The sequence below is a fragment of the Geodermatophilus sp. SYSU D00705 genome, assembly GCF_054050135.1.
Map to the genome: position 1 here is coordinate 1 of NZ_JBJGYT010000007.1, position 24,829 is coordinate 24,829.

Sequence of the window (24,829 nt, forward strand, 5' to 3'; positions counted from 1 at the left end):
CCCCCGGCCCCCCCCCCGCCCCCCCCCATACCACCCCGCCCCGCGCCCCCCGCGCCCCCCCCCCCCCCCCCCCCCCCCCCCCCCCCCCCCCCCCCCCCCCCCCCGGCGACCGTCGTCCCTGCCCCCTCCCTGTCCGGACCGCGGAAGGCCCGGATCTCGCCGTCCGCCCGCTGCAGCGCCAGCCGGATCCTCTCGACGGTCGTCGTCTCGCCGTCGGTCAGCGAGCGGAGCGCCTCCACGACTGCCTCCGCGGCCGCGGCCCCGCCGGCGTGCCCGCCCATGCCGTCGGCAACGGCGAAGACCGGCGGCTCGGCGAGGAACCTGTCCTGGTTGTCCTCGCGCATACCGACCACGGTGGCCGCTCCCCAGCCCAGCTCTACCGGCGGCATCCACTCTCCACGGCTCAGATCGACGACAACGACCCGCGGGGAAGGCAGGTGCGCCGAGCGTAGAAGGTCCTGGTCGCCCCGGCAGGTCAGCGCCACTCTCATTCAGTACGCGCCCTCTCCCCGGACGACGGCACGCACCGTCTTGGCCAGGATCATGAGGTCGAACGCCAGCGACCAGTTCTCGACGTAGCGGATGTCGATCCGCACCGAGTCGTCCCACGACAGGTCGGACCGGCCGCTGACCTGCCACAGTCCGGTCAGCCCCGGCTTCACGAGGAATCGCCGGTGCATGTCCTCGCCGTAGAGCTCCACCTCGGAACGCAGCGGCGGTCGCGGGCCGACGAGGGACATCTCCCCGCGGAGGACGTTGAACAGCTGCGGCAGCTCATCCAGCGAGTAACGGCGCAACACCGTCCCGACCCGCGTCACGCGGGGGTCGTCCCTCTTCTTGAAGAGCACGCCGTTGCCGTCGTCCCCCTCGAGGTCGGCCACCATGCGGTGGGCGCCCTGCACCATGCTGCGGAACTTGAGCATCGTGAACGGCCGCCCGCAGTGGCCCACCCGCTCCTGACGGAACAACACGGGCCCCGGACTCGTGAGCCGCACCGCCAGCGCGATCCCGACCAGCGCCGGCGAGAGGAAGATCAGGATCGCGGAGGCCACCACCCGGTCGAAGCAGGCCTTCATGAACCGGCGCACCCCGGTGAGCTCCGGCCGCTCGAGGTGCAGCAGCGGCAGCCCGGCGACCGGACGGATGTGCACCCGCGGGCCGACGACGTCGGTGATCGCCGGCGCGACGAGCAGCTCAGCAGAGGTCTTCTCGAGCTGCCAACCCAGACGCCGCAGGGACGTGCCGTCGAGATCCTCGCTCGGCAGGACGGCGACCGTGTCCACCTGGAACCGCATCACCACGTCGGTGACCTCGTCGAGCCCGCCGAGCACGGGCAACCCGTTGAAGGCGTCCATCCCGGGGGAGACCTGATCTTCAGGCAGGCAGCACCCCACCACCCGGTACCCCTGGTGACGCGCCCGCTGGAGCTGCTCGTCGAGGTCTGCGACCGCGACGGGATGACCGACGAGCAGCGTCGTCTGCTGGAGGTGACCGTGGCGGCGCTCGCGGAACAGCCAGTGCCGGTGCGCGAACCGCTGGGCGAGGGTGGCGGCAGCGGTCGTGGGCAGGGCCACGACGACGAACCCACGAGCGAGTTCGATCTGGAACGCCCACGCGAACGTGCCGACGGCGGCCAGTAGCGCCACCGCAGCAGCGAAGACCCGGCGGTACTCCTCCACACCGATCCAGAGGAACCGCTGCTCGTACCCGCGGGCGAGCAGGATCGCCGGCAACCACAGCAGCGGGAGGACCAGCACACTGACCACCGCCGGACTGCCCGAGCCGTTCCAGCCGAACCAGAGCAGGTAGCCGACCAGCCCAGCGATCAGGGCGCTGAGGGCATCGAGGAGCACGGCACGCCGCACGTAGTCCGCGCGCCAGGTCCGACGTGCCTCGGTGCCCTCCCCGCTGATCCGAGCGGCGAAGGGCGACCATCCCCCGCCGACCTCGGGGCCATGGGATCGACTGGGCGAGTGGGTGATGCCGACTGCTGACACCATCTGACCCCCGTGCGGTGGCGGTTCCCCCCCAGGCATGGAACAGGACTACAGAGGCGACCTCTATCCACTGGGAGCTGCGGTAATCCTGACGATCCTGGCCAGTTCCGGATCGGCGCAAGAATTCCGGGAGACGGTCACCGCGCGGCCACCAGCGGTTATGCCCGCCGGGCGCTGACGGCCGCCGAGCCCGTCGATGTCCGCGAAAGTCTCGCCGACCGACGAGCCCGGCCGAGGCGTCGGGTGAGGACGGACAATGCGGTCGATGCGTTCGATGGCTTCCCCCTGCATCGTCCTGGCCGGCCTGTTGGTGGGCCTCGTCCTGCCTGCCTGCTCCGGCGGAGCGCCAGGACCGAGCCCGGCGGCCACTGACAGTCGCACCACCCAGGCCACCGCGAGCGTCATCTCGCCGCCAGACCCCCTGCAGCAGCAGGTGGACACCGCACTCGCCGGCCTCGGACGCCGCCAGCAGGTAGCCCAGCTCCTCGTCGTGGGCGTGCCTCTGGACGACCTCTCTCCCGTTGACGCCCTCGTGGCCGACACCGGCGTTGGGGGCGTCTTCCTCCAGGGCCGCAGCTCCGCGCTTGCCGAGGAGCTCGCCGCCGCGACGGCGCGATGGACGGAGTCGTCCGGGGGCACTGAGCCCTGGATCGCCGTCGACCAGGAGGGTGGCGCGGTCCAGAGCCTCTCCGGCCCCGGCTTCTCGGACCTGCCTTCGGCCGTAGAGCAAGGTCAGCTACCCCCTGACGAGCTCGCGGCGCTCGCCGCCGGCATCGGCGCTTCGTTGGCCGGCGCTGGCATCAACCTCGACCTGGCACCGGTCGTCGACGTCGTCCCCGAGGACACCGAGGCGAGCAACGCACCCATCGGCGCCTACGGCCGCCAGTACGGCAGCACCCCCGACGCCGTCGGGACAGCGGCCCGCACGGTCGTCGACGGTCTGGCCACGCACGGGGTCACCGCGACGCTCAAGCACTTCCCCGGGCTGGGCCTGGTGCAGGAGAACACCGACGTCAGCGCCGACGTCACCGACGACGTCACCACCCGGGACGACGACCAGCTCGCCCTTTTCGGCTCGCTGGCTGCCTCCGACGCACACCCGTTCGTGATGATGTCGTCCGCCACCTACACGCAGATCGACCCGTCCGCGCCGGCCATGTTCTCCCACACCGCCGTGACGGATCTCCTGCGTGAGCAACTCGGCTTCGGCGGGGTTGTCATCTCCGACGATCTCGGCGCGGCGCAGGCCGTCCGGGACGTGCCGGTCGGGGAACGCGCCGTTCGCTTCCTCGCTGCCGGGGGAACGCTCGTCCTCACCGTGGACGCCGGGACGGCGCCGGAGATGATCGACGCTGTTCTGGCCCGCACCGAACGCGATCCCGGCTTCTCGCACCAGGTGGACGCCGCCGTCCGCACCGCCCTCACCGCGAAGGCGCGCGCCGGCCTTCTGCGACCTGCGTAGCGCCGCATGCCGTCGCAGCACTGCACAACCTCCGGCATCCCACGAACGGTCGACTTCACCACCCGGTCAGGGGAGGCCCTGAGGACAGGACCGGTTACGACTCGTGATCAGGTTCACCCTCCCCGCGTGACCAGATGGAGGAAGGCACGAGCTGAGACCTTGCAACTCTGGGCTGAGATCGAGCGATCCGGCTACCTGAGGGCCATCGCCGGTGATGTGGTGACCCGACACGCAGGGGGTGATCGACGCGCAGCCAAGCGCGTGGCCCTCGAGGTCCTCGAGGACGTGTGGCTCCACACGAAGTCACGGCCCCTCGCGAACCTGGCCTACCGCCGGACTCTCGCGATCGGCCGACAGGCGATCCGGGTCGGAAGTGCCGCGACACTCTTGGACGACTCCCCCGAGGATGCGTGACCAGCGGTTCCCGGGCGCCGCACTGACTCGAAGAGGGACACCGGGAGCGGCGACGGCCGCACCGGAGCAGCGGCCGATTACCGTGCGCCCGGTGCTCCGCTTGCTGTTCGCGATCGTCGTGGCCGGGATCCTCACGGTGTTCGCGTTCCTGCTGCTCACCGGCGAGTACATCAACGACGGCGCGGTGCTGGTGCGGCTCGCTGAAGACCACGGGATCCACCGCGGCGACATCTTCGTGGTGACGGGGTGGGCCGCCGCCCTGCTCTCGGAGATCGGCCTGCTGATCACGAACGGGCAGCGCGGTCGCCGTCCCCCGAACGGGTGACCCAGGACGCGATCGCCTCCACCGCCACCTACCGGGCGCCGATGCGCCCCTCATGCAGACGTCCAGCGCTCGCCGAGGGCGGCACCGCACGCCCCGGGCGCTCGCCGCCGCCCCCCGCGCCGTGCCTCCCACCGCGCCGGTCCGCAGGCGGCCCCGGCCGCAGGGCGAGCTGCCCGCGCCCGAGGGCCCCGCCCGCCGCGCGCTCCTGCACGCGGTCGCCGTCGGCGCCGTCGTCTGCACCCTCGTCTACCTCGTCTGGCGCATCTGCTGGACCATGCCCGACGGCGACGCGCTGTGGCTCGGCGTCCCGTTCCTCGTCCTGGAGCTGCACGGCTTCGTGGCGCTCGTGCTGTTCGTGGTCACGACGTGGAACGTGGAACCCACCCGCGAGCGGCTGCGCACCGCGCCGAGGACCGGTCGGCAGCCGAGCGTCACCGTGCTCGTCGCCACCTACAACGAACGCCTCGAGGTGCTGCTGCCCACCGTCGCCGCCGTCCTGGCGATGGACGGCGACCACGAGACCTGGATCCTCGACGACGGCGACCGCCGCGAGGTGGCCGAGATGGCCGCCGCGCTCGGCGCCCGCTACGTCACCCGCCCGGTGCACGACCACGCCAAGGCCGGGAACCTCAACTCCGCGCTGCGCCTGGTGACCACCGACCTGATCGCGGTGTTCGACGCCGACCACGTGCCCGAGCCGGACTTCCTCACCCGCACCGTGCCCTACTTCGCCGACGAGCGGCTGGCCCTGGTGCAGACCCCGCAGGACTTCTACAACACCGCGTCCTTCGAGCACCACCGGCCGGGGTCGGCGCTGCACGAGGAGTCGCTGTTCTACCGGGTCATCCAGGCCGGCAAGCACAACGCCGGTGCCGCCTTCTGGTGCGGCACCAACGCCGTCCTGCGCGTCTCGGCGCTGCGTGAGGTCGGCGGCGTGGCCACCGAGACCCTCACCGAGGACTTCCACACCACGATGCGCCTGCACCGCGCCGGCTGGCGGACGGCGTACCACAACGAGGTCCTGGCCAGCGGTCTCGCCGCGGGCACTCCCGCGGCCTTCTACGCCCAGCGGCAGCGCTGGGGCGCCGGCGCCATGCAGGTGCTGCGCACCGACAACCCGCTCACCGCGCCGGGGCTCACCCTCGCCCAGCGGCTGAGCTACGGCTATTCGCTGTCGGCGTGGTTCGACTCGTGGCGCACCCTCGGCCTGGCCTTGATGCCGGTCGCCGTCCTCGCCACCGGCCTGTTCCCGGTCGCGGCCGACCCGTGGCACTTCGTGGTGTTCGCCGGCTCGTCGTTCGTGCTGCAGCAGGCGGCGGTCACGCTGCTCGGCCGGGGCTTCGCCCGCGCCGCCTTCTCGCTGCTGTTCGACATGGTGCGGCTGCCGTCCAACCTCGCGGCCACCCTCTCCCTCCTCCGGCGCGGCACCGGCACCTTCGCCGTCACCGCCAAGGGCCGCACCGGCGACGAGCGGGCCCGGGCCCGGGTGCCCTGGACGCTCTCCGCCCTCGGCGTCGTGCTCCTCGCCGCCGTCGTCTACGCCGGGCTCACCCTCGCCGGCCTCACGCCGACCGAGTACCCGGTCAGCGGCACAGCCGTCGTCCCGTTGCTGTGGCTGCTGGTCACCGCCGGGTTCGTCGCCACCGCGATCGCCCGGATCCGCAGCTCCCGCTTCGGCACCGAGCGTCGCGAGGGCCACCGCTTCCCCATCGCCTTCCCGGCCACCCTCGATGGCCTGCCCGGCCAGATGGTCGACGTCTCCCTCGGTGGCGCGCAGGTGCGCGTGCCCGGGGAGCCCCTCGCCGTCGGGACGGAGACGCTGCTCGCCATGTGGGTGCCCGACCGACAGGAGCCGATCATCTTCGAGGTCACCGTCCGCTCCGTGCAGGAGGACCGGCACCGGCTGCAGTTCCGCGTCCGCGACTGGCGCGCCCTGGCCGCGCTGTCCGCCACCGCCATGGGGGTCGGCGCGCTCACCTGGGCCGCCGACGCCGGGGACGCCGTCCGCCCCGCCGCCGCCGGCGTGCTGGAGCCCGCGTGAGGCGCGCCGTGGGCGCGGCCGCGGCCGCCGTCCTGACCCTGACCGGCTGCCATCCGGCTGCCGATGACCCAGAGGCCACCTGCGCGCCGACGCCGGCCGCCGACCTGGTGCCCACCTCCGGCGCCTACCTGGGCACGAACCTCGACTGGGCCGACGAGACGCTCGCCGACTACGCCGGGCAGCTGGGGGAGGCCCCCGCGGTCGCGGTGAGCTTCGCCGGCTTCCCGCTCGGCACCGACGACGAGCGGAACCTCGACGGCGCGGTGGAGCAGCTGCGTGCCGACGGCGGCCTGCTCCTGCTCACCCTCGAACCGCACGACGGGCTGGCCGCCGTCACCGACACCGCTGCCCGCGACCTCGCCGAGAGGCTCGCCGGCTGGAACGCCCACGGCGTGCCGGTCGTCGTGCGGTTCGCGCACGAGATGAACGGCTCCTGGTACGCGTGGGGCCAGCAACCCGAGGAGTACGTCGCCGCGTTCCGCCGCGTCGCCGCCGCCGTCCACACCGGGGCGCCGGGCTCGGCGACCATGTGGGCGCCGAACTACGGCGGGGGCTACCCGTTCGCCGGCGGCCGCTACGAGGGGCACTCCCCTGCCCTGGACACCGACGGGGACGGTGCCGTCACCGGCGTCGACGACCCCTACGCCCCCTACTGGCCGGGGGACGACGCCGTGGACTGGGTGGGCATGTCGCTCTACCACTGGGGCAGCGCCTACCCCTGGGGCGAGAACGAGGTGCCCGAGCCAGGCAAGTTCGTGGCCCAGCTGACCGGGGAGTACGCCGGCCTGGCCGGGGACGAGCGCCGGGTGCCCGACTTCTACGGGATCTACGGCGAGGCGCACGGCAAGCCGGTCGCCATCCCCGAGACGGCGGCGCTGTACGCACCCGGCCGCCCCGGTCCCGACGAGCTGACGGTCAAGCAGGCCTGGTGGCGCCAGGTGCACGACCCGGCACTGGCCGAGCGACTGCCCCGGCTGGCGATGGTCAACTGGTTCGAGTGGGCCAAGGACGAGCAGGAGGTGGGCGGCCGCGTCGACTGGCGCGCCACGGCCACACCCGCGATCCGGGCCGCCTACCGGTCCGACCTGCCGGCGTGGGCGCTGTGGGCCGACGCCGTGCCGACCTGCGGCGAGGCCTGAGCGCGCACCCCCGCGCTCAGACCGCCGCCTGGGGGCGCAGGTCCCGCCACCACTCGTCGTGGGCGGCGAACCAGGCGACCTCCTCGGCCAGCCCCTGCTCCAGCGTCACCATCGGCCGGAAACCCAGCTCCGCGCGCACCCGGTCGGTGCGGCACACCAGGTCCGCGGCGTTCGGACCGGCCACGTGCTGCGGCCCCGGCGGCTCCGCCCCGGCGTGCGCGGCCACCGTCCGGCACACCCGGTGGGCCAGCGCGACCGTCCGCACCACGGTCCCGCTGCCCGCGTTGACCAGGCGGAACACCGGTCCACCGGCGACGCCCGGCGGGCGGGCCAGTGCCCGCACCACGACCTGCGCCGCGTCGCTGACGTGCAGGTAGTCGCGGCGCTCCAGCCCGTCCCCGGCGATCACCGCCGGCAGCCCGGCCAGCCCGGCACGGACGAACGCCGGTACCGCCCGCGACACCGTCTCCCCCGCCCCGTACAGGGTGGTGAACCGCAGCACCGTCGCGACCGGCCCGCCCTCAGCGGCGACGACCCGCAGCAGGTCCTCCACCGCCAGCCGGGCCGCTCCGTACGCGTCGTCCGGCGTCGGCCGCAGCCCCTCGTCCGCCGGACCGCCGAGGCCGTGCCCGTACACCTCCACCGAGCTCCCGAGCACGACGTGCCCGAGCCGGTCACCCAGCGCTGCGAGCAGCTCCAGCGTCCCGGCCAGGTTCACCACCGCCTCGTGGCGGGCGCGGGCCGTAGGGGTCGTCCTGCCCGACCGCGGCGGCGCGGACGCCAGGTGCACCAGGTGCTCGACCCCGGCTGCCCGGCGGGCGAGTCGGCGCGCCACCACCGGCCGCCACCACTCCTCCTCCGCGAGGAGCCGCACGACGCCGTCCCGGATGGACTGCCGCAGCGGCTCGCGCCACCCGGCGTCCGGCCCGACCACCGTGACCTCGCAGCCGGCGGCCACCAGCCTCGGGACGACGTACGCGCCGAGGAACCCCGTGCCACCCGTGACCAGCACCGGGGTGCCGGCCAGCTCGATGGCCGGGGGGACGTCGTCGACCGCGAACAGTTCCTGGACGGTGTTGTCCCAGGAGGATGGCGGGGCCACGAGGTCCTCCTGACGTCACCCCAGTGCCCGGGCACTCCTCGCCCGAGCACTGGATCCGGAACGCCCCCGTCCGTTGCGCGGACGCTAGGCAGGCGTCAGGAGTCGTAGGAGGGACGTAGGGCCCCGCACCGGCGCGCCCTCACCCCTCGTAGGGCCGCCGCGCGCCGCGCGGAACCGTCCGTCAGCGCCCGACCGGCCGGGCCGGCTCTCTCTCCCGGGAACTGCGCGGCTGCGGCGCGCCCCCACCGTCGACGTCGGGGCGCGCGGCGGCCAGCTCGGCCCGCAGCGCCTCCGCGAAGCGGCGGGCCGAGCCCAACGCCGGCACGCTCGCGGGCCCGACCGGGATGCCCAGCACCCGGCCGCGCTCGACCAGGTAGTCGCCGACGGCGAGGTGCACCCGCCGCCGGCCGCCGCCGATCTCCTCCCACGTCACCCGCAGCGCCATCTGCCGCTCGAACCCGCCCGGCCCCTGCGCCAGGTAGCGGATCCCCGACCCGGTCGCCCGCACCTCGGTGATCGTCGTCCGCAGGTAGTGGCGGGCGGCCTCCGCCGCGCGCCGTCCGGCCGCGCGGATCGCCGCCGGCCCCAGTTCCGTCTCGGCCGTGAACGCCACGGCCGCGACGTCGTCGTCGACTGCCACCTGCTCCCCCGTCGCCCCCGTGCCGGCGCCGCGCGGCGCCGTCTCCACTCGCGCCGGGAAGCGTATGGCCTGCGGTCGCGGAACCACGCGGTTCCGTCCCCGAGCGCGACCGAGTCGTGACCTCCCGCTCATCTGTCGAGCAGTGGGACCACGTGCACCCGTCCGGGTGGATCTGCTCCACCGCGCTTCAGCTCGACGTCCCGCCGGCCGACGTCCTCGGCATGGACACGGTCACCGACCCGACGATCGCCGCGCCGACCGCCTCGCCGCAGGACGACGTCACGAGCCTCCTGCCCGGCCCCGACGCGGTGCTGGCCCACCTGGCGCAGCGGCTGGCCGCGGTCGACGACGTGCCCGGCTGCCTGGTGGTCCTGCGGGTGCAGGAGCCAGGGGACGCCGCTCCGGCCGGTCTGGCCGCCGCCACCTCGATCATCGCCCGCTCCGTGCGCGGCGACGACTGGCTCGGTCGCACCGGCCCGCACGAGTTCGCCCTCGTGCTCAGCGGCGGTCTCGGGGGCGCCATGGCCGCGGCCGCCCGCGTCGTGGGCGCGGTCAGCGAGCTCGGCAGCACCGGGCTGGGTGTCTGCGCCGGCGTCTCCGTCCTCGAGCCCGGCGTCCCGGCCGGCGAGGTCCTGCACCGCGCCTACGCGGGACTCGCCGCGGCCACCGCCGCCGGCACCGGGGCGGTCTGCGTCAGCTGAACCGCCGGCCGGAGCTCGCGCCACCCCGGACCGTTCACCGCCCCGTCGGCGGTCGCCCACGTCGCCGGCCGAGCGAGGGCGACCGGCGACGTGGGCGAGCGGCGCCTGGGTGCACGATCCGGAGGGCGGTGGATTTCGATACGGTAACGGCAGTTTCTGGTCACAGCCGGTGGAGACGCGGCGGCGTCCCACCACATTGCCGCGCGCGGATGTTGCCCTAGGACCGCCCGCGTCGCAGGGTCCCCAGCCACAGCAGGGGGAAGACACGCCCGACCAACCGCTGGCGCGTCGCCCCTTGATGGGCGAAGGGACGTGCGGTGATCGGCAGGCGCCCTGCTCGGTCGCCCGGCACAGCAGAGCTGCCGGGGACGATCGTCATGGCACCCTGCCGTCCGCCGGGCCGGCCGACGGCAGCTCCTCGGTCCACCTGGGGTCGCCGCCTGGTGGTCGGGCTCCTGCTGGCCGCATGCGCCTGGTGGTTACTGCTCGCGCTGGCCGAGGCCTCACCCGCCGCCGCGTCCCCCTCGTCATCGGATGCCTCTCAGCAACGAGGGTCGCAGCGACCCGAGGGAGGCGGCGAGACCGGGGGGCAGGGACCGTCGACTGACCGCGGGCGGTCATCGGAGGACGGGACCAGGGGTCGGGAGAGCTCGCCGCCCGACACGGGACGAGGCGCCGACGCACCGGGCGCCGACGAACCCGCCTCCCGGTCCGGGTCCGCCGCCGCAGCGCGCCGAGGCGAGTCCGCCTCCGCCCGTCGGGAGACGTCGACCGATGCGTCTCCTGCGGCCGACTCGGCAAGTGGTGAGCGTTCCGGCGGACGGCGCGACGCCGAGCCACCGCGCTCCGAGCCCTCCGACCCACCCTCGTCGGCCCCCCCTCGTGACGAGTCCCCGCGAGGAGCTGCGAGGGGCGACTCCAGCGCTTCCCCGAACCGCGAGTCCGACGCCCCTGTGCGTGCGCGTTCCCCAGAGCCCGACGTCACGTCGCCCACTGATGAGCAGCAGGAGGCCGACCCCACCGATCGACCCTCGCCTCCACGGCAGGACCGTGGTCGCCAGCCGGCGGTGGAGCCCCCCGAGACGCGGCCCACACCCGGAGCGCCCCCCGCTGACGCGGACCGGCCAGTGGACGACCCGCCCGCACGTGCGGGAGGCAGGCCTCCCCCCGACCCCAACCCGCGCACGCCGGCGGACGACCCCGACCTCGGGACGGATCCCGCCGGCCCCGCCCCCGGCACCGGTCCCACCGACCCCGGCACGCCGACGGCCGAGCCCGACCCCGGCACGGATCCCATCGACGCCACCCCAACCACGCCGGCGGCCGACCCGGACTCCGGCACCGGTCCTGCCGACCCTGGCACGCCGACGGTCGACCCCGACCCCAGCACGGATCCCATCGACGCCACCCCGGGCACCGGTCCCACCGACCTCGGCCCGTCGCCTGCCGAGCCCGGCCCCGGCACGGATGCCGTCGAGCCCGTCCCCGACACACCCTCCACCGACCCCGGCACGGACCCCGTCGAGCCCACCCCGGGCACCGGTCCCGCCGCCCCCACCCTCGGCACGCCGACGGTCGACGCCACTCCAGACCCCGAACCAGCCGAGACAGACCGCGGGACACCGCCGCTGGGTCCGCGCCCCCGGTCGCCGCTCCCCGAAGACCCCGAACCGGACCCACCACTCACCGCGCACCCATCGCCACCGGCGGCCGATCACGCCGGCTCCGTGCAAGAGCCCCGCACGACCGACGAGGAGTCGACCGCTGCCGCGAGCGGCTCCTCCCGGGCCTCCGACACACGGGAAGCCTCCGATCCCAGACGAGACGACGAGCCGGCGATCCCGTCCGGCCCCACCGCGGAGGTGAACGGTCCGACCGTCGACGCGAGCCGTGAGACCCCACCGCCTCCCACCGAGGGGATGACGACCGGGGACGCCTCCGCCCCGGCCCCGCTCGAGGACGCCGAGGTCACGGCCGCTCCGGACTCCGCACCCCCGCAGGCCAAGCCACCTGCCGCTTCCGAGACCCGGCAACGGTCCGGCGGGACGGCGACAGCGAGGGCATCGTCGACCACGCCCTCCGCCGGCACGTCGGGGGCGACCACCGCGCTACTCGTCGTCGGCAGTGACGAGCAGACGTGGACGCAGACGTTCGCGTCGCCGTCGTGCACGACCACCGGCGCACTCCCGTCCGGGAGTCGGCAGACTTCCCGTGGTAGCACCTCGTCCACCCGCCCGGGTGATGCCTCCAGCGCGGGCACGCCCGTGGGCGCCGACACCCTCTCGGCGACGAACACGCCTGTCCGACCGGTCCTCCCCCTGCTGCCGTCGTTCCCCGGCCCGCCACCGATCACGCCACCGCCGCCGCCCCTGCCGCCGATGGCGCAGTTGGCTACAGCGACGGCCGGTCCGTCCCCCCCGGGGACCGGACAGGGCACCTACATCGACGGCAAGCTGGCGATCCTCGTCGACCAGCTGCCGCTCGGGGCGCCGGGAGCCGAGGGTCGCTCCACTCGGAGTGTCGACGGACGCCCCATCATGCGATCGCACGATCCAGGGGACCGGCCCGACTGAGGAGCGGCGACGGTCGCCGTTGCGCTCGCCGCGTCGCCGACCGTGACCGCACACCTGCCCTGGCCCGGCTCAGCCGGCGCCCGTCGAGACACCTTCCCGCCCGACAACGGGCTCCTCCGCGCACTCGCGCGAGCACGCCAAGGACTACTTCCGATGAGTCAAACAGCGCACTCGATCCGCTTCACGTCCAACCACGTCTGCCCCGACCGCGTCGCCGTCGTGGGGTACGGCTACTGGGGCTCCAAGCACGTCCGGGTCCTCAGCAGCATCCCGGGCGTCGAGGTCACCGTCGTCGACGGCCAGACGACCCGCCTGGCCGAAGCGGCGGCCCACCACCCCAGCGCCCGGCTGGCCACGTGTCTGGACGACGTGCTCGACGACGTCGACGCGGTCGTCGTCGCGACGCCACCCGGCACCCACGCGGCGATCGCCCACCGCGCCCTGTCGGCCGGCCGGCACACCCTGGTCGAGAAGCCCCTCACCACGTCCGTCAGCGACGGCGAACTCCTGGTCAGGACGGCCGAAGAGCACGACGTGCGCCTCATGGTCGGCCACACGTTCGAGTACAACCCCGCCGTCCGCAAGCTGAGGGAGCTGGTGCGATCCGGGGTCTTGGGCCGGATCCTCTACGTCGACACGGCTCGGCTGAACCTGGGCCGCTACCAGAGCGATGTGAACGTCATTTGGGACCTCGCCCCGCACGACATCTCCATCGTGTCGTACGCCCTCGACGAGATGCCCACGTCCACAGCGGTCTGGGCGCACAGCCACATCAGCAACCAGCACCCCGACGTTGCCCACCTGCGCCTGGACTTCCCGTGCTCTCGGACGCAGGCCTACGTGCACGTCAGCTGGCTGACCCCGAACAAGACCCGGCGCGTGACCGTCGTCGGTGAGCGCCGGATGGCGGTGTACGACGACCTCTCGGACAACGAGCGGATCCGCGTCTACGACATCGGGGTCGACGTGGAGGCGATCGAGGACCAGGCACGGGCCCACGCCCTCCCGGTGTCCTACCGGAACGGCGACATCGTCTCCCCGTACATCGCCTTCGAGGAGCCGTTGCTCGTCCAAGATCAGCACTTCATCACCTGCGTGCGGACTGGGGCCCGGCCGGACACCCCCGGCGAGCGCGGACTGGACGTGGTGCGCGTCCTCGCCGCCACGGACCAGGCCATCCACGCCGACGGCCAGTCCGTCGACCGCACCCGGCCTTCGGACCACCTGACGGATGGCGCCGGACGACGGGGGTCGGAGACCCCGCACCCGCGCACCCCGTCCCCGGTGCTGTCATGACCGCGCTGGAGGCCGAGATCGGCCCACGGATCCTCGCCGACGACGACGTGAGCATCGGGTACCCACCGGGGCGGCCCGTCAGGGGTCCCCTCGTCCTGGGCGAGGACGCGCGGCTGCGCAGCGGCAGCGTCCTCTATCGGGGTTCCCGGATCGGTGCCCGCTTCCAGACCGGTCACCACGTCGTCATCCGGGAGGAGTGCGACATCGGTGACGACGTCTCCGTCTGGAGCGGGTCGGTGGTCGACTACGGCTGCCGCATCGGCAGTGGCGTGAAGATCCACGTCAACTGCTACGTGGCGCAGTTCACCGAGATCGCAGACGGCGCCTTCCTGGCGCCGGGCGTGACGATCGCCAACGACCTGTACCCAGGGGACCCGGACTCGGGAGCGGTCATGTCCGGCCCCTTCATCGGTGCCGGCGCGCGGATCGGCGTGAACGTCACGATCCTGCCGTTCGTGCGCATCGGCCCCGGCACACTCGTGGGCGCCGGCGCCACGGTCACCCGCGACCTGCCCGAGGGGTGCGTGGCCTACGGGAACCCCGCCGTGGTCCACGGTCGCGTGACGGAGTTGCCTCCCGTCGATCGGCGGATCGAGGCCGTCCGCGAGTCCGCCTCCCGCTACCGCCTGACCAGGAGGGACCAGTGAGACCCCTGCTCATCCGGCCCGCACCCACACCGTGGCGGGCGGCGGCGGTACCGCAGACCGCTCCCCCGGAGCCGGCTCTGCCGACGCCGGTCGTCCCCGTCCGCTCCCGGCGAGGCGTCTCGCGCGTCGTCGACGTGGTCCTCGCCGGTCTCGCGCTGGTCGTGCTCGCCCCGTTCATGGCCGTCATCGCGGTGCTGACCAGGTGCACCTCCCGGGGTCCCGCGCTGTTCCGCCAGGTGCGTCTCGGCGAGCAGCGACGGCCGTTCGTGATGCTCAAGTTCCGCACCATGCAGGCGGGGTGCGACGACACCCGGCACCGGGAGTACGTCCGCGCGTTGCTGACCGACCCCGCGGTGGTCCCCACGGGAGCCCACGGGCTGTTCAAGCTGGTCGACGACCCGCGGATCACCCCGCTGGGTGGCTGGATGCGCCGGACGAGCATCGACGAGTTGCCGCAGTTGTTCAACGTCCTGCGGGGGGAGATGGCCCTCGTCGGACCGCGGCCGGTGCTGCCGTGGGAGGCCGACCTGTTCTCCCCCCGGCACGAGGCGCGCTTCGCCGTACGGCCGGGGATGACCGGGCTGTGGCAGACCAGCGGACGCAACGGGTTGTCCATGACCGAGGCGCTCGACCTCGACGTCCGGTACGTCGAGACCCGGTCACTCCGGCTGGACGTCGCGATCCTCCTGCGCACGGTTCCCGCCGTCCTCCGCCGCAGGGGGGTCGGGTGACGTCCCTCGCCACTGATCCCGGGACCGGTCCTCCTGGGGTCCCGATCCCGCGTCGTCGCCCGGATGGGCGACGACGCGGGTCCGGCACGTGCCGGTCGCCTCCTGCCGGCGCCGGTCACCCGGCCGGACACAGCACGGCCGGTCGGTCCGGTCGGTCGGTCGGTCCTCGCCTCGTCACCGACCTGCACGCGCCCCGAGTGAGCGACCGGACGCGTCGCCTCGGTCAGAGCCGGACCGCCATTGTCGCGACGGCCGCGAGAATCGTCCGCCGGCAACCGGAGGACGCCATTCCAACGGTCACAGACAGCCGGTCGACCGACGAGCGGTGACGCTGTCAGACGTCGCGCCACCGCTCGCCGACGCATGCCTGAGAATCGTCGTGCGCCATTCTGACGATGCGGCTTGGGACATACCCGCACTCCGCACACGAAGACTCGCACAGGAATGGAGAGCGACCCATCACGCCACTCCTCTCCGTGCTGCCGGGAACGGGACCCGACCGGGACGCACCCACCTCCGGGCGGCCTCGCCCATCACAGAGGGTGAGCAGAAGCGCGGCAGACGCGTTCCGCGTGCGAGGGCAGCCGGCGCCGAGCCCCACTACTGGCCCAGGGCCGCCAGCCTCGTCCGGATCTGCTGTCCCCAGATCGGCGTCGGCGTGCCCTCGGGGTCTGCGATGAGCGCGTAGCAGTCACCCCACGCGTTCCACGACCACGCCGTCCAGCTGGCCCCGTGCCGGTCGAGCCAGTCGAGCAGCCCGTCGGAGAACCCCGTGTCGCCGACGGCACTCGGGGGGCACGGGGCGTCCCCCGCGACGTCCGCGTCCGGCCCGACCTCGCCCGCATAGAGGGGCACCCGCTCCGCGACTCGGGCCAGGACCGTGTCGTAGCAACTCGCGTCGCGGCAGATCCGGTTGAAGGCGTAGTTGTGGAAGGAGGCCACCAGGTTGTCCAGCGGGTCGTCCGGGCGGTACTCCAGCCACTGGTCGAGGACTTCGGCCCACGCGATGCCGCCGAGGGCGATGATGTTGGCGGCACCGGTCGAGCGGATCACCTCGACGAGCTCGGTCATCCCCACGGTCTGGTACTGCCCGCCACCGTTGCGCGACTCCATCGGACACCCTCCGTCGCGCCAGCACCGCCACGCCCCGTCCGAGGTCTCGCCCAGGGGCCATGGCTCGTTGAACACGTCGAAGACCACGGCCGTGTCGTCCTTGTACGCGGTTGCGACCTGACGCCAGAACTCCAGACTGTGGTCCCGGTCCGGCATCTGTTCCTGGAACTCGGACCGCGCGTCCCCGGGAGCCGAGCGGTGCAGGTCGAGCACCACGGCGAACCCCTGCGCTCGCAACAGGTCGACGAAGTCCCGGATGGCGTCCTGGTAGTTGGGACCGCCGAAGGCCGGGTCCACGCCGAGCCCGAGCCAGCACTGCTCGTTGAGGGGCACGCGGACGGTGTTGGCGCCACTCCAGGCCGCCATCTGCGCGACCCTGGCCTCGGTCATGCGGGCCGAGTCCGGCGCCGGCTGGTCGAAGAAGCCCCAGCCGGACAGGCATGCGTACTCAGAGCCGGACACGTTGAAGCCCACCAGCCGGACGGGGGCGCCGAGGGCGTTGACGATGCGGTTGCCCATCACCCGGAGCCCCGACATCGAGTCCCCCGCCGGGCCGGTCGAGTCCGCCGCCGCCTCCGACTGCTCCTGTGACGCCCCCAGCAAACGAGGGACGACGAGCAGGCCGGCGAGCAGGACGACGGCAGCGACGGCGACGGCGGCGGCCTTCTTGAAGGCAGGAGAGGCGCCCCTCATCCGACGGACTCCTCTCGTGCGCGGGCCCGGCGCGGGTCGTCGGCTGACGAGGGCAGTCACTGTCCGCTAACACCCGGCGAGTGATGCCCGGCACCGTACGTCGGGCGACACGGATCCGGAAGAGTCCGGACAAACGAGTCGCAGAATGGTGCGGAGTCGTGGCGGAGACCATTACCGGCGTCACAGTCCGCCGGTCCGAATGGATCTTCGACACAGTCGCACAGTCACGGGATGAGCACGGTCCGAAACCACGGGATGACGGACCAGCGAGATCATTGACTGATCTTGGAAAAAGCGAGGATCCGCGTTACAGGGTGTGGACAGGCGCCATTCGGTGCCCCAGAGTGACGACTGCTCCGCTTGGACGCGCCAGCCGCGGGGGCGGCTCCGAGATGACGTCTCCGAGCCCGGCCACGGTGCACGCCGCCGCAGGTCGGCCTGTCCGACGGAGTTCGAGAACCTGCACCTGAGCGGGGACACGGCCGCGCCACGACCGCCGCACGAGCGCACCAGCAGAGGTCGCGATGATCACTCCAGCCCTTGCCCGACCGCGGACGACGTGCGGCTGCCGCCGTGGCCGGGGCGGTCACGTCCCCGGCTCGTCGGTCGCCGTCCTGGTGCCGACGCCGCAGTCCGAGGCCGCGCTCACGGGAGACGGGGGGACGCTCGTCTCCCGCAGGGAGCACGTGCGATGACGACCGACCTGTCCACCACCCGGCCGGATGCCCCGCATCCGGCCGAGGCGGGGCACGGATCACTCCCTGCCGTGCCGTTCGCCGACCTCGCCGCGATGACCCGGGAGATCCGTGCCGAGGTGGAGGCCGGGTTCGCGGAGGTGCTCGACTCCGGCCGCTTCATCGGCGGGGAGGCCGTCGAGCGGTTCGAGCAGGACTGGGCCCGCTACTGCGGCACCCGTCACGCCGTCGGCATGGCCAACGGGACCGACGCCCTGCACCTGACGCTGCGCGCCTGCGGGGTGGGGCCGGGCGACGAGGTCGTCGTCCCGGCCAACACCTTCATCGCGACGGCCGAGGCGGTGGCCCTGGCCGGGGCGACGCCGCGGTTCGCCGACGTCGACCCGGACACCCTGCTCCTGACACCGGCAACCCTGGAGGCGGCGCTCACCCCGCGCACTCGCGCGGTGGTCGTCGTCCACCTGTACGGCCAGATGCCGGACATGGACGCCCTCACGCGCACCGCCGCGGCGCACGATCTCGTCGTGCTCGAGGACGCGGCGCAGGCGCACGGTGCCCACTGGCGGGGGCGCCCGGCCGGCTCCTGGGGTCACGCCGGGTGCTTCAGCTTCTACCCCGGGAAGAACCTGGGCGCCTTCGGGGACGCAGGAGCTGTGGTCACGGACGACGCCGACCTGGCCGGCCGGCTCCGCTCCATCCGGGACCACGGGAGGGCAGCCGACTCCCACCACGACCACGCGCTGCTCGGGACGAACAGCCGTCTGGACGCCCTCCAGGCCGTCGTCCTCTCCGCCAAGCTGCGCCGCCTGGACGGCTGGACGGCCGCGCGTCGTGCGCTCGCTGAGCGGTACCGGACCCGGTTGGCGGGAGGACCGGCGCGTCTGGTCGTGGGACTCCCCGACGCCGGGGACGTCCACCACCTGCTCGTCGCCCGGGTGGCCGGCCGTGAGTCGGTCCGGTCCCGGCTGCGCCGCCTCGGCATCGAGACCGGCCTCCACTACCCCGTGCCCTGCCACCTACAGCGCCCCTTCCGGTCCTCCGCTCTGCCTGGATCGCTGCCGGTCGTGGAGGCCAGCGCCGGCGAGGTGCTCTCTCTGCCCATGTCCCCACACCTGACCCCGGAGCAGGTCGACCGGGTGTGCGAGGCGCTCCAGGAGGCGGTCGCGACGGAAGCGGGCGACGGTGTCGCCTGACGATCGGGTGACATGCGCCGTGGCGCACCGGCGCCGCGTGGCCTCGCCCGGAGCCACGTCGGCGCTGACCCCCATCGCCCACCGGGCAGACCGCGGATGATCACGTCCGGAGGAGCCGAGGCACTGGACCCCGCACGGGGCGACCAGGAGGTGGTCGCCACCGCGGCTGCCGGCGACTCCGTGCGCATCGCCGGGTGGACCCTGGTCAGCCGGCTCACCGGGGTGCTCCGCGTCGCCGCCATCGGTGCGGTCCTCGGCCCCACTCTGCTGGGCAACACCTTCCAGTTCGCCAACTCGCTGCCGAACCTCGTCTACTACGGGTTCCTGGCCGGCTCCCTGTTCTCCTCCCTCCTGGTGCCGTGTCTCGTCCCGGCCCTGGACGGCGGCGACCGGCGCACCGCCGAGCAGATCGCCGGGGGCTTCCTCGGTGTCGCCCTGGCGGCCCTGGTGGTCGCGGGGTTCGCGGTCGTGCTGGTCGGCCCACTCCTGCTGCGCGTGGGCCTCCTGGGGACGGAGGCGGCTGCCCTCGGGGACACGCAGGAGCGCGTCGGGCGACTCCTGGTCTTCCTCCTCGTCCCGCAGGTCCTGCTCTACGTCGTGGTGGGGTCGGCCACGGCGGTGATGAACGCCCAGCGGCGGTTCGCCCTGGCCGCAGCGGCTCCTGCGCTGGAGAACCTCGGCATGCTCGTCGTCCTCGGGCTCGCCGCGCTCCTCTATGGCACGACCAGCCACCTCGACGTCGTCCCCGAGTCCGAGCTCGTCCTCCTCGGAGCAGGTGCGACCGGAGCGGTCGTCCTCCACGCCGCGGTCCAGTGGTGGGGTGCGCGCCGGGCGGGCGTGACGCTGGTCCCACGGGCGGGGTGGCGCAACCCCGAGGTGGTCGCCCTCGTCCGCCGGGCCATGCCCGCTCTCGGCCTCGCGGGTCTGGCCGCCCTCCAACTGCTGGCCGTCCTCGTCCTCGCCAACCGCGTCGCCGGCGGCGTCGTGGCGATGCAGATGGGGCTGACCTTCTACTACTTCGTGGTGGCCCTGGGAGCGACGCCCGTGGCGCTGTCCTTCCTCCCCCGCCTGGCCCGCTTGCACGCGGACGGCGACACCTCGGGCTTCGGGCAGGTCTGGACGCGGGGGATGGCCCTCGTGCTCTTCGTGACCGTGCCGGCGGCCATGGGCTACGTCCTCCTGGCGCGTCCCCTGGCGGAGACGATCGCGATCGGGCGCATGGGCTCGGACACCGGTGTCCACCTCGTGGCGGTCACGATCGCGACCCTCGCCCTGGGGGTGGTGGGCGAGGGCCTGTTCCAGGTGCTGACCTACACCTCCTACGCCCGCAAGGACAGCCGGACACCACTGAGCTCCATGGGCGTGCAGGTCCTGGTCTTCCTGGTGCTCGCGAGCTCTGCCTTCCTGGTGGAGGGCGCCGCCGTGCTGACCGTCCTCGGCCTCTCCTTCTCCATCGCCAACTGCGTCGGCGCCGGGCACCTCGCGCTCCGCCTCCGGCGCCGGACGGGCACGGCCCAAGGCCAACTGGGGTCGACCGTCGCGAGGGTCGTGGGTGGGGCCGCGCTGATGGCTCCCCCCGTGTGGGTGCTGACCCAGCTCATCCCCCGCTGGCTCGACGGCCGGGTCGGCTGGGCGGCGACCGTGCTGACGGCCACGGCGCTCGGCGCGACGGTGTTCCTCCTCCTCCAGGTGTGGTGGAGGTCGCCGGAGCTCGCCTGGGTCACTGGCGGGCTCGGCCGCGTCCGGGGCAGGGACCGGGAGGGTGGACCATGACGTCGCCCGGTCTGCTGAGCGCCCGTGCCCGGCACACGCGGCAGCCAGGCCGGGACCACGTCGCTGCCGCCGGGAGCAGGGCACTGGAGCCGGTGGCGCTGATCGGCGCCTGCGCCGCCGGGCTCGCGGCGGTGTACCAGCCCCTCTTGGTGGTAGGCGCCTGCGCCGTGGCGCTGCTGGTGGCCCTCGTCTGGGTCCGCCCGCCGACCGCTGCCTACCTCATCATCGGGACCACGCCGCTCGTCGCCGGGATCGACCGCGGCGTGCTGATCCCGCTCTTCCGGCCGAACGAGGCCCTGCTGCTGCTGCTCGGCGCCACCCTGTCCGCGCGTTGGCTGTTCGGACTCCGATCCGGAGCGGTCCGCTTCGGCAGACCCGACGCCGTCGAGATCGGCATCCTGCTGTTCGCGGTGACCAACTCACTGGTGCCTCTGGTCACGATGACCGTCCGCGGTCAGGAGATCACCCTGGACGACCTCCTCTACAGCCTCGTGCTCTGGAAGCTCCTCGGGTTGTACTGGATCGTCCGGTCCAGCGTCCGCGATCCACGCTCGGTGCGGAACTGTCTGCTCGTCTCACTGGCCGCTGCCGTCGTCGTCGGCGTCATCGGCATCCTGCAGGGCCTGGACCTCTTCGGCGTGCGCGGGATCCTGGCCGAGTTCTACGCCCCCTTCGGCGACACCAGCGCGGTCACCGACGTGGCCCGGGGAGGGGCGACCCTCGCCCTCCCCGCGGCGGTGGCGGACCTGATGATCATGAACCTGGCGGTGTTGGCCGGGCTGTGGCTCCGGGAGCGCCGCTACCCGTTCCTGTGCGCAGCGGTCGCGGGGTTGCTCATCCTCGCGACGCTGGCCGCGGGTGAGTTCTCCACCACTCTCGGGCTGGTCCTCGCGATCGTGCTCGTGGCCTGGATCCACCGCTCGCCCTCCCTCCTCGGCGGCTTCGGCCTCGGGTTTGGGCTCGGGATCATCGCGGTCTGGCCGATCGTCATCGAGCGCCTCTCGGGCTTCGCCCTCGCCTCCGGCATGCCGGCCAGCTGGGTGGGGCGACTGCGCAACCTGCGCACGTACTTCTGGCCGGACCTCTTCTCCCACGGCAACTACCTGCTGGGGGTGCGGCCGAGCGCGCGTGTCCCCGTGGCCACCCAGTCGCTGCAGTGGGTGTGGATCGAGAGCGGCTACACCTGGTTGCTGTGGGGCGGCGGCATCCCGCTGCTGCTCAGCTACGTCTACCTGACCACCGTGGCCTCGGCCCGGGGCTGGCTCGTCTCCCGGCGGCGCGCGGACGCGGTGGGGGCGGCAGGCAGCGCCACGTTCGTCGCGTTCGTGGTCATCGCCGTCCTCATGCTGTTCGACCCGCACGTGACCTACCGGGGATCGGCGGACGAGGCGTTCGCGCTCCTGGCGCTCACTGCCGTGGCGAGGAGGCAGGTGCCGGCCCCGGGTGCCCGCGGCGTACCGGCGAGGGCCACGGCTGCCAGGCCGGAGGACGGGATCGACGAGGGGGTCCGGCGAAGCCATGAGTGAGGACTCGACCCGGTGGGCTCCTCTGGAGGGCCCGCGCGACCGCTCGCTGCTGAGGGTGCAGGCGGGGTGGATCGTGTTCGTCGCGCTCGCGACGGCCGTGAGCGCGCTGGTCCTGTCCTGGGCGCTGCACGACCCCGTCTACCGCTCGGACGTCCAGGTCGTCGTCAACCCCGCCCTCACGCCGAGCGGCGCAGCACTGGCCACGAACATGGAGACGGAGCGGCAGGTCGCGATCTCCGGGACCGTCCTGTCGGCCGCGGCCGACCAGACGGGCCTGTCCCCGGAGCGGTTGCGGGCCGGGATGTCGGTGAGCGTGCCCCCCGAGACCACCGTCCTCGTGTTCGAGTACCAGGACCAGACCGCCGCGACGGCGCGTCGGCGGGCGCAGGCGCTCGCCGACGCGTACATCTCCTACCGCGGGACGCAGGCGGCGCTCCTGACTGCGGCGACCGACCCGGGGGCCCCCACCGGACCGGCCTACGTGACCAACGGCGCTGCCGCACTCGTCCTCGGCCTGCTCCTGGGTCTGGGCACCGCGATGGTCCGGGACCGTCGAGACGACCGGCTCCGCGGGCCGCAGGACCTGGCCCGGCGCGCCGACGCACCCCTCCTCGTCACCGTGCCGGCCACCGCCGGCCGGGACGGCGGACACGACCTCGCGGTCGTCGAGCAGCCGGCCTCCACGACGGCGGAGGCGTACCGGCAGCTGCGGACCAAGCTCTGCCGAATGGCGGGCGACCGCCGCGCGACAGGGACGGCGACGGTGACCGTGGTCGCTGGTACGGCCGAGGACGACGGGGCCGCCGACGTCGCCGCCAATCTCGCAGCGGCGCTCACCGTCGCGGGTTCCCGCGTCCTCCTCGTCGATGCGGACCTGCGCCAGGTCGGGACGGGCGACCCCGCGGAGCGCTCGACCGGCGTGGGCCTGACCGACGTGGTCGCTGGGCGCGTCCCCCTCGTCGAGGCGGTGGGTGTCGGCCGCACGGAGCGGCTCGTGGTGCTGGCCGCAGGCGGCGGCGGACACGCGGCCCCCGGGGATCTGCTCGACGAGCGGGCGATCGACCGACTGCTGCAGCAGGTCCCCCGCGACATCCGGCACGTCGTCGTCCACGCGGCACCGGTGCTGCGCGCCGCGGCGACGTCCTCGCTGTCCGAGCGCGCCGACCTGGTCGTCATCGCCGCCCTCCTGGGCGCGACCACGCGGCGCGACGTCGCCGCAGGAGTCGCCGAGCTGCGCGGCAGCGATGCCGCGCTGGCCGGATTCGTCCTGGTGGTGCGCCGCTCGGCACGCGAGCCGGGCCGAACGACCGCCGTGGGGACCGGAGCACCCGCCGACGACATCGCGCCGGACGGGCGCAGCGGCGGAACGCACCGGTCCCCGGAACGACCTGGCGCCGATGCGGTGCCGACGCCGGACGACTGACCGTCGCCCGTGTGCCCGACGATGGTGGAGGAAGTCCCATGACAGACGTGGATGTCGCGGTCCTGGGTGCCGGACCGCACGGATTGGCCGCAACTGCCCACCTGCGACGCGCGGGGGTCGACGCACGCGTCATCGGTGACCCCATGTCGTTCTGGAGGACCATGCCGGTGGGGATGGTCCTGCGGTCGAACTGGACGGCGAGCTGCATCGCCGAGTACGAGGGTCCGCTGTCGCTGGACGCGTACCGCGCGGACACCGGTGACCGTTTCACCTATCCCATCGCCCTGGAGAACTTCCTCCGCTACGGCACGTGGGTGGCCGAGCACGTCGCCCCGGACGTCGACGACCGGGTGGTCGAGCGCCTCGAGCAGGACGCCGACCGCTTCTCCCTGCGCTTCGCCGACGGGGACCAGCTGCGCGCGCACCGGGTGGTCGTGGCCGCCGGGATCGCACCTTTCGCACACCGGCCCGCCGTCGCCGCTCACCTGCCGGCGGAGCTGGTCTCGCACACCGCGGACCACCGCGACCTCGCCCGGTTCGCTGGACGCCGCGTGCTGGTGGTGGGGGGCGGCCAGAGCGCTCTGGAATCGGCCGCGCTGCTGCACGAGGCCGGCGCCGACGTGGAGGTCGCCGTCCGCAGAGATCACCTGACCTGGCTGCACGGCGGCAAGTACCACCGCATGCTGGGCCGCTGGTCGAAGGTGGTCTACGCCCCCACCGACGTGGGCCCCATGGGTCTGTCCCGCATCGTGGCGGTTCCCGACCTCTTCCGCCGACTCCCCCGACCGGTGCAGGACCCGATGGCGCACCGCTCGATCCGGCCCGCGGGTGCACGGTGGCTGCAGCCCCGCCTCGAGGGGATCCCGATCCACCTCGCGACCACGGTGGAGGAGCTCACGGCCGTGGGGGACCAGGTGCGCGCACGGCTCTCCACGGGAGGACAGCTCACGGTCGACCACGTGCTGTTCGGCACGGGCTACCGGGTCGACGTGACGCGGTACCCGTTCCTCGCGCCCTCCCTCGCCGGTCGGCTGCAGCGAGTCGGCGGGTACCCCGTGCTGCGGCGGGGGATGGAGACATCGGTGCCGGGACTGCACGTCGTCGGCGCCCCGGCCGCCTGGAGTTTCGGGCCGATCATGCGTTTCGTGGCCGGCGGCTGGTACGGCGGCCAGTCGGTGGCTCAGCGGGTCACCGCGGCCGACCGCCGGCGGCGGGGCCGCCCCGCGGTGGCGGTGCGTGAGAGGAGCGAGGCGGCGTGAGGGCCGCCGCGTCCAACCGGGCGCACGTGCGGAGGACGGGCCGTGGAGGATCCGGGCCCGTCGTCGGTGCCGTCGTGCTCGGGGGG

Annotated in this window: 18 protein-coding genes; 13 read left to right on the forward strand and 5 right to left on the reverse strand. The window is 73.6% G+C overall.

Annotated features, from left to right (window positions below):
- Positions 1–491: 491 nt before the first annotated feature.
- On the reverse strand, positions 492–1,853 hold the full coding sequence (locus ACI78Q_RS07530) for a sugar transferase (protein ID WP_456922707.1): 1,362 nt from the start codon (positions 1,851–1,853) through the stop codon (positions 492–494).
- A gap of 409 nt (positions 1,854–2,262) precedes the next feature.
- Here ACI78Q_RS07530 and ACI78Q_RS07535 point away from each other — a divergent pair, with 409 nt between their 5' ends.
- From ACI78Q_RS07535 to ACI78Q_RS07550, 4 genes are all read left to right on the forward strand, one after another.
- Positions 2,263–3,459, forward strand: coding sequence for a glycoside hydrolase family 3 N-terminal domain-containing protein (locus tag ACI78Q_RS07535; RefSeq protein ID WP_456922708.1), 1,197 nt, complete (start codon positions 2,263–2,265; stop codon positions 3,457–3,459).
- 505 nt (positions 3,460–3,964) lie between these two features.
- A complete protein-coding gene (locus ACI78Q_RS07540; RefSeq protein ID WP_456922709.1) occupies positions 3,965–4,198 on the forward strand; it encodes a hypothetical protein in 234 nt (77 codons plus the stop codon).
- Positions 4,199–4,319: 121 nt separating this feature from the next.
- Entirely contained in the window at positions 4,320–6,239 is a 1,920-nt protein-coding gene (locus tag ACI78Q_RS07545; RefSeq protein WP_456922710.1) for a glycosyltransferase, read from the forward strand.
- Positions 6,236–7,378, forward strand: coding sequence for a glycosyl hydrolase (locus tag ACI78Q_RS07550; RefSeq protein ID WP_456922711.1), 1,143 nt, complete (start codon positions 6,236–6,238; stop codon positions 7,376–7,378). The genes ACI78Q_RS07545 and ACI78Q_RS07550 overlap by 4 nt, the downstream gene beginning before the upstream one ends.
- A gap of 16 nt (positions 7,379–7,394) precedes the next feature.
- On the opposite strand, the gene ACI78Q_RS07555 is transcribed toward ACI78Q_RS07550, so the two are convergent.
- Both ACI78Q_RS07555 and ACI78Q_RS07560 read right to left on the reverse strand, forming a co-directional pair.
- Positions 7,395–8,480: an NAD-dependent epimerase/dehydratase family protein gene (locus ACI78Q_RS07555; RefSeq protein ID WP_456922712.1), complete on the reverse strand. Its 1,086-nt coding sequence runs from the start codon at positions 8,478–8,480 to the stop codon at positions 7,395–7,397.
- 181 nt (positions 8,481–8,661) lie between these two features.
- On the reverse strand, positions 8,662–9,120 hold the full coding sequence (locus ACI78Q_RS07560) for a hypothetical protein (protein ID WP_456922713.1): 459 nt from the start codon (positions 9,118–9,120) through the stop codon (positions 8,662–8,664).
- 152 nt (positions 9,121–9,272) lie between these two features.
- On the opposite strand from ACI78Q_RS07560, the gene ACI78Q_RS07565 reads away from it, so the two are divergent.
- Positions 9,273–9,821: a hypothetical protein gene (locus ACI78Q_RS07565; RefSeq protein ID WP_456922714.1), complete on the forward strand. Its 549-nt coding sequence runs from the start codon at positions 9,273–9,275 to the stop codon at positions 9,819–9,821.
- A 1,714-nt stretch (positions 9,822–11,535) separates the two neighbouring features.
- Here the strand turns inward: ACI78Q_RS07565 and ACI78Q_RS07570 are convergent.
- Positions 11,536–12,117, reverse strand: coding sequence for a hypothetical protein (locus ACI78Q_RS07570; protein WP_456922715.1), 582 nt, complete (start codon positions 12,115–12,117; stop codon positions 11,536–11,538).
- Positions 12,118–12,547: 430 nt separating this feature from the next.
- Between ACI78Q_RS07570 and ACI78Q_RS07575 the strand changes: the two genes are divergently transcribed.
- From ACI78Q_RS07575 to ACI78Q_RS07585, 3 genes are read left to right on the forward strand one after another with little or no spacing between them, the layout of a single operon-like run.
- Positions 12,548–13,690, forward strand: a complete 1,143-nt coding sequence (locus tag ACI78Q_RS07575; RefSeq protein WP_456922716.1) for a Gfo/Idh/MocA family protein — start codon at positions 12,548–12,550, stop codon at positions 13,688–13,690.
- Positions 13,687–14,337 (forward strand): hypothetical protein, encoded by a 651-nt coding sequence (locus tag ACI78Q_RS07580; protein ID WP_456922717.1) that lies wholly within the window; start codon positions 13,687–13,689, stop codon positions 14,335–14,337. The genes ACI78Q_RS07575 and ACI78Q_RS07580 overlap by 4 nt, the downstream gene beginning before the upstream one ends.
- Positions 14,334–15,068, forward strand: a complete 735-nt coding sequence (locus ACI78Q_RS07585; protein WP_456922718.1) for a sugar transferase — start codon at positions 14,334–14,336, stop codon at positions 15,066–15,068. The genes ACI78Q_RS07580 and ACI78Q_RS07585 overlap by 4 nt, the downstream gene beginning before the upstream one ends.
- Before the next feature lie 600 nt (positions 15,069–15,668).
- Here the strand turns inward: ACI78Q_RS07585 and ACI78Q_RS07590 are convergent.
- Positions 15,669–16,874, reverse strand: a complete 1,206-nt coding sequence (locus ACI78Q_RS07590; RefSeq protein WP_456922719.1) for a glycoside hydrolase family 5 protein — start codon at positions 16,872–16,874, stop codon at positions 15,669–15,671.
- Between the two features lie 691 nt (positions 16,875–17,565).
- Between ACI78Q_RS07590 and ACI78Q_RS07595 the strand changes: the two genes are divergently transcribed.
- The 5 genes from ACI78Q_RS07595 to ACI78Q_RS07615 all read left to right on the forward strand — a co-directional run bounded on the left by ACI78Q_RS07595 (position 17,566) and on the right by ACI78Q_RS07615 (position 24,743).
- Positions 17,566–18,762 (forward strand): DegT/DnrJ/EryC1/StrS family aminotransferase, encoded by a 1,197-nt coding sequence (locus tag ACI78Q_RS07595; protein ID WP_456922720.1) that lies wholly within the window; start codon positions 17,566–17,568, stop codon positions 18,760–18,762.
- 96 nt (positions 18,763–18,858) lie between these two features.
- A complete protein-coding gene (gene murJ, locus ACI78Q_RS07600) occupies positions 18,859–20,535 on the forward strand; it encodes a murein biosynthesis integral membrane protein MurJ (protein ID WP_456922721.1) in 1,677 nt (558 codons plus the stop codon).
- Entirely contained in the window at positions 20,532–22,061 is a 1,530-nt protein-coding gene (locus ACI78Q_RS07605; protein ID WP_456922722.1) for a hypothetical protein, read from the forward strand. The genes murJ and ACI78Q_RS07605 overlap by 4 nt, the downstream gene beginning before the upstream one ends.
- Positions 22,054–23,484 (forward strand): hypothetical protein, encoded by a 1,431-nt coding sequence (locus ACI78Q_RS07610; protein ID WP_456922723.1) that lies wholly within the window; start codon positions 22,054–22,056, stop codon positions 23,482–23,484. Before ACI78Q_RS07605 ends, ACI78Q_RS07610 begins: the two co-directional genes overlap by 8 nt.
- Before the next feature lie 38 nt (positions 23,485–23,522).
- Positions 23,523–24,743 (forward strand): FAD-dependent oxidoreductase, encoded by a 1,221-nt coding sequence (locus ACI78Q_RS07615; RefSeq protein ID WP_456922724.1) that lies wholly within the window; start codon positions 23,523–23,525, stop codon positions 24,741–24,743.
- Positions 24,744–24,829 lie beyond the last annotated feature (86 nt).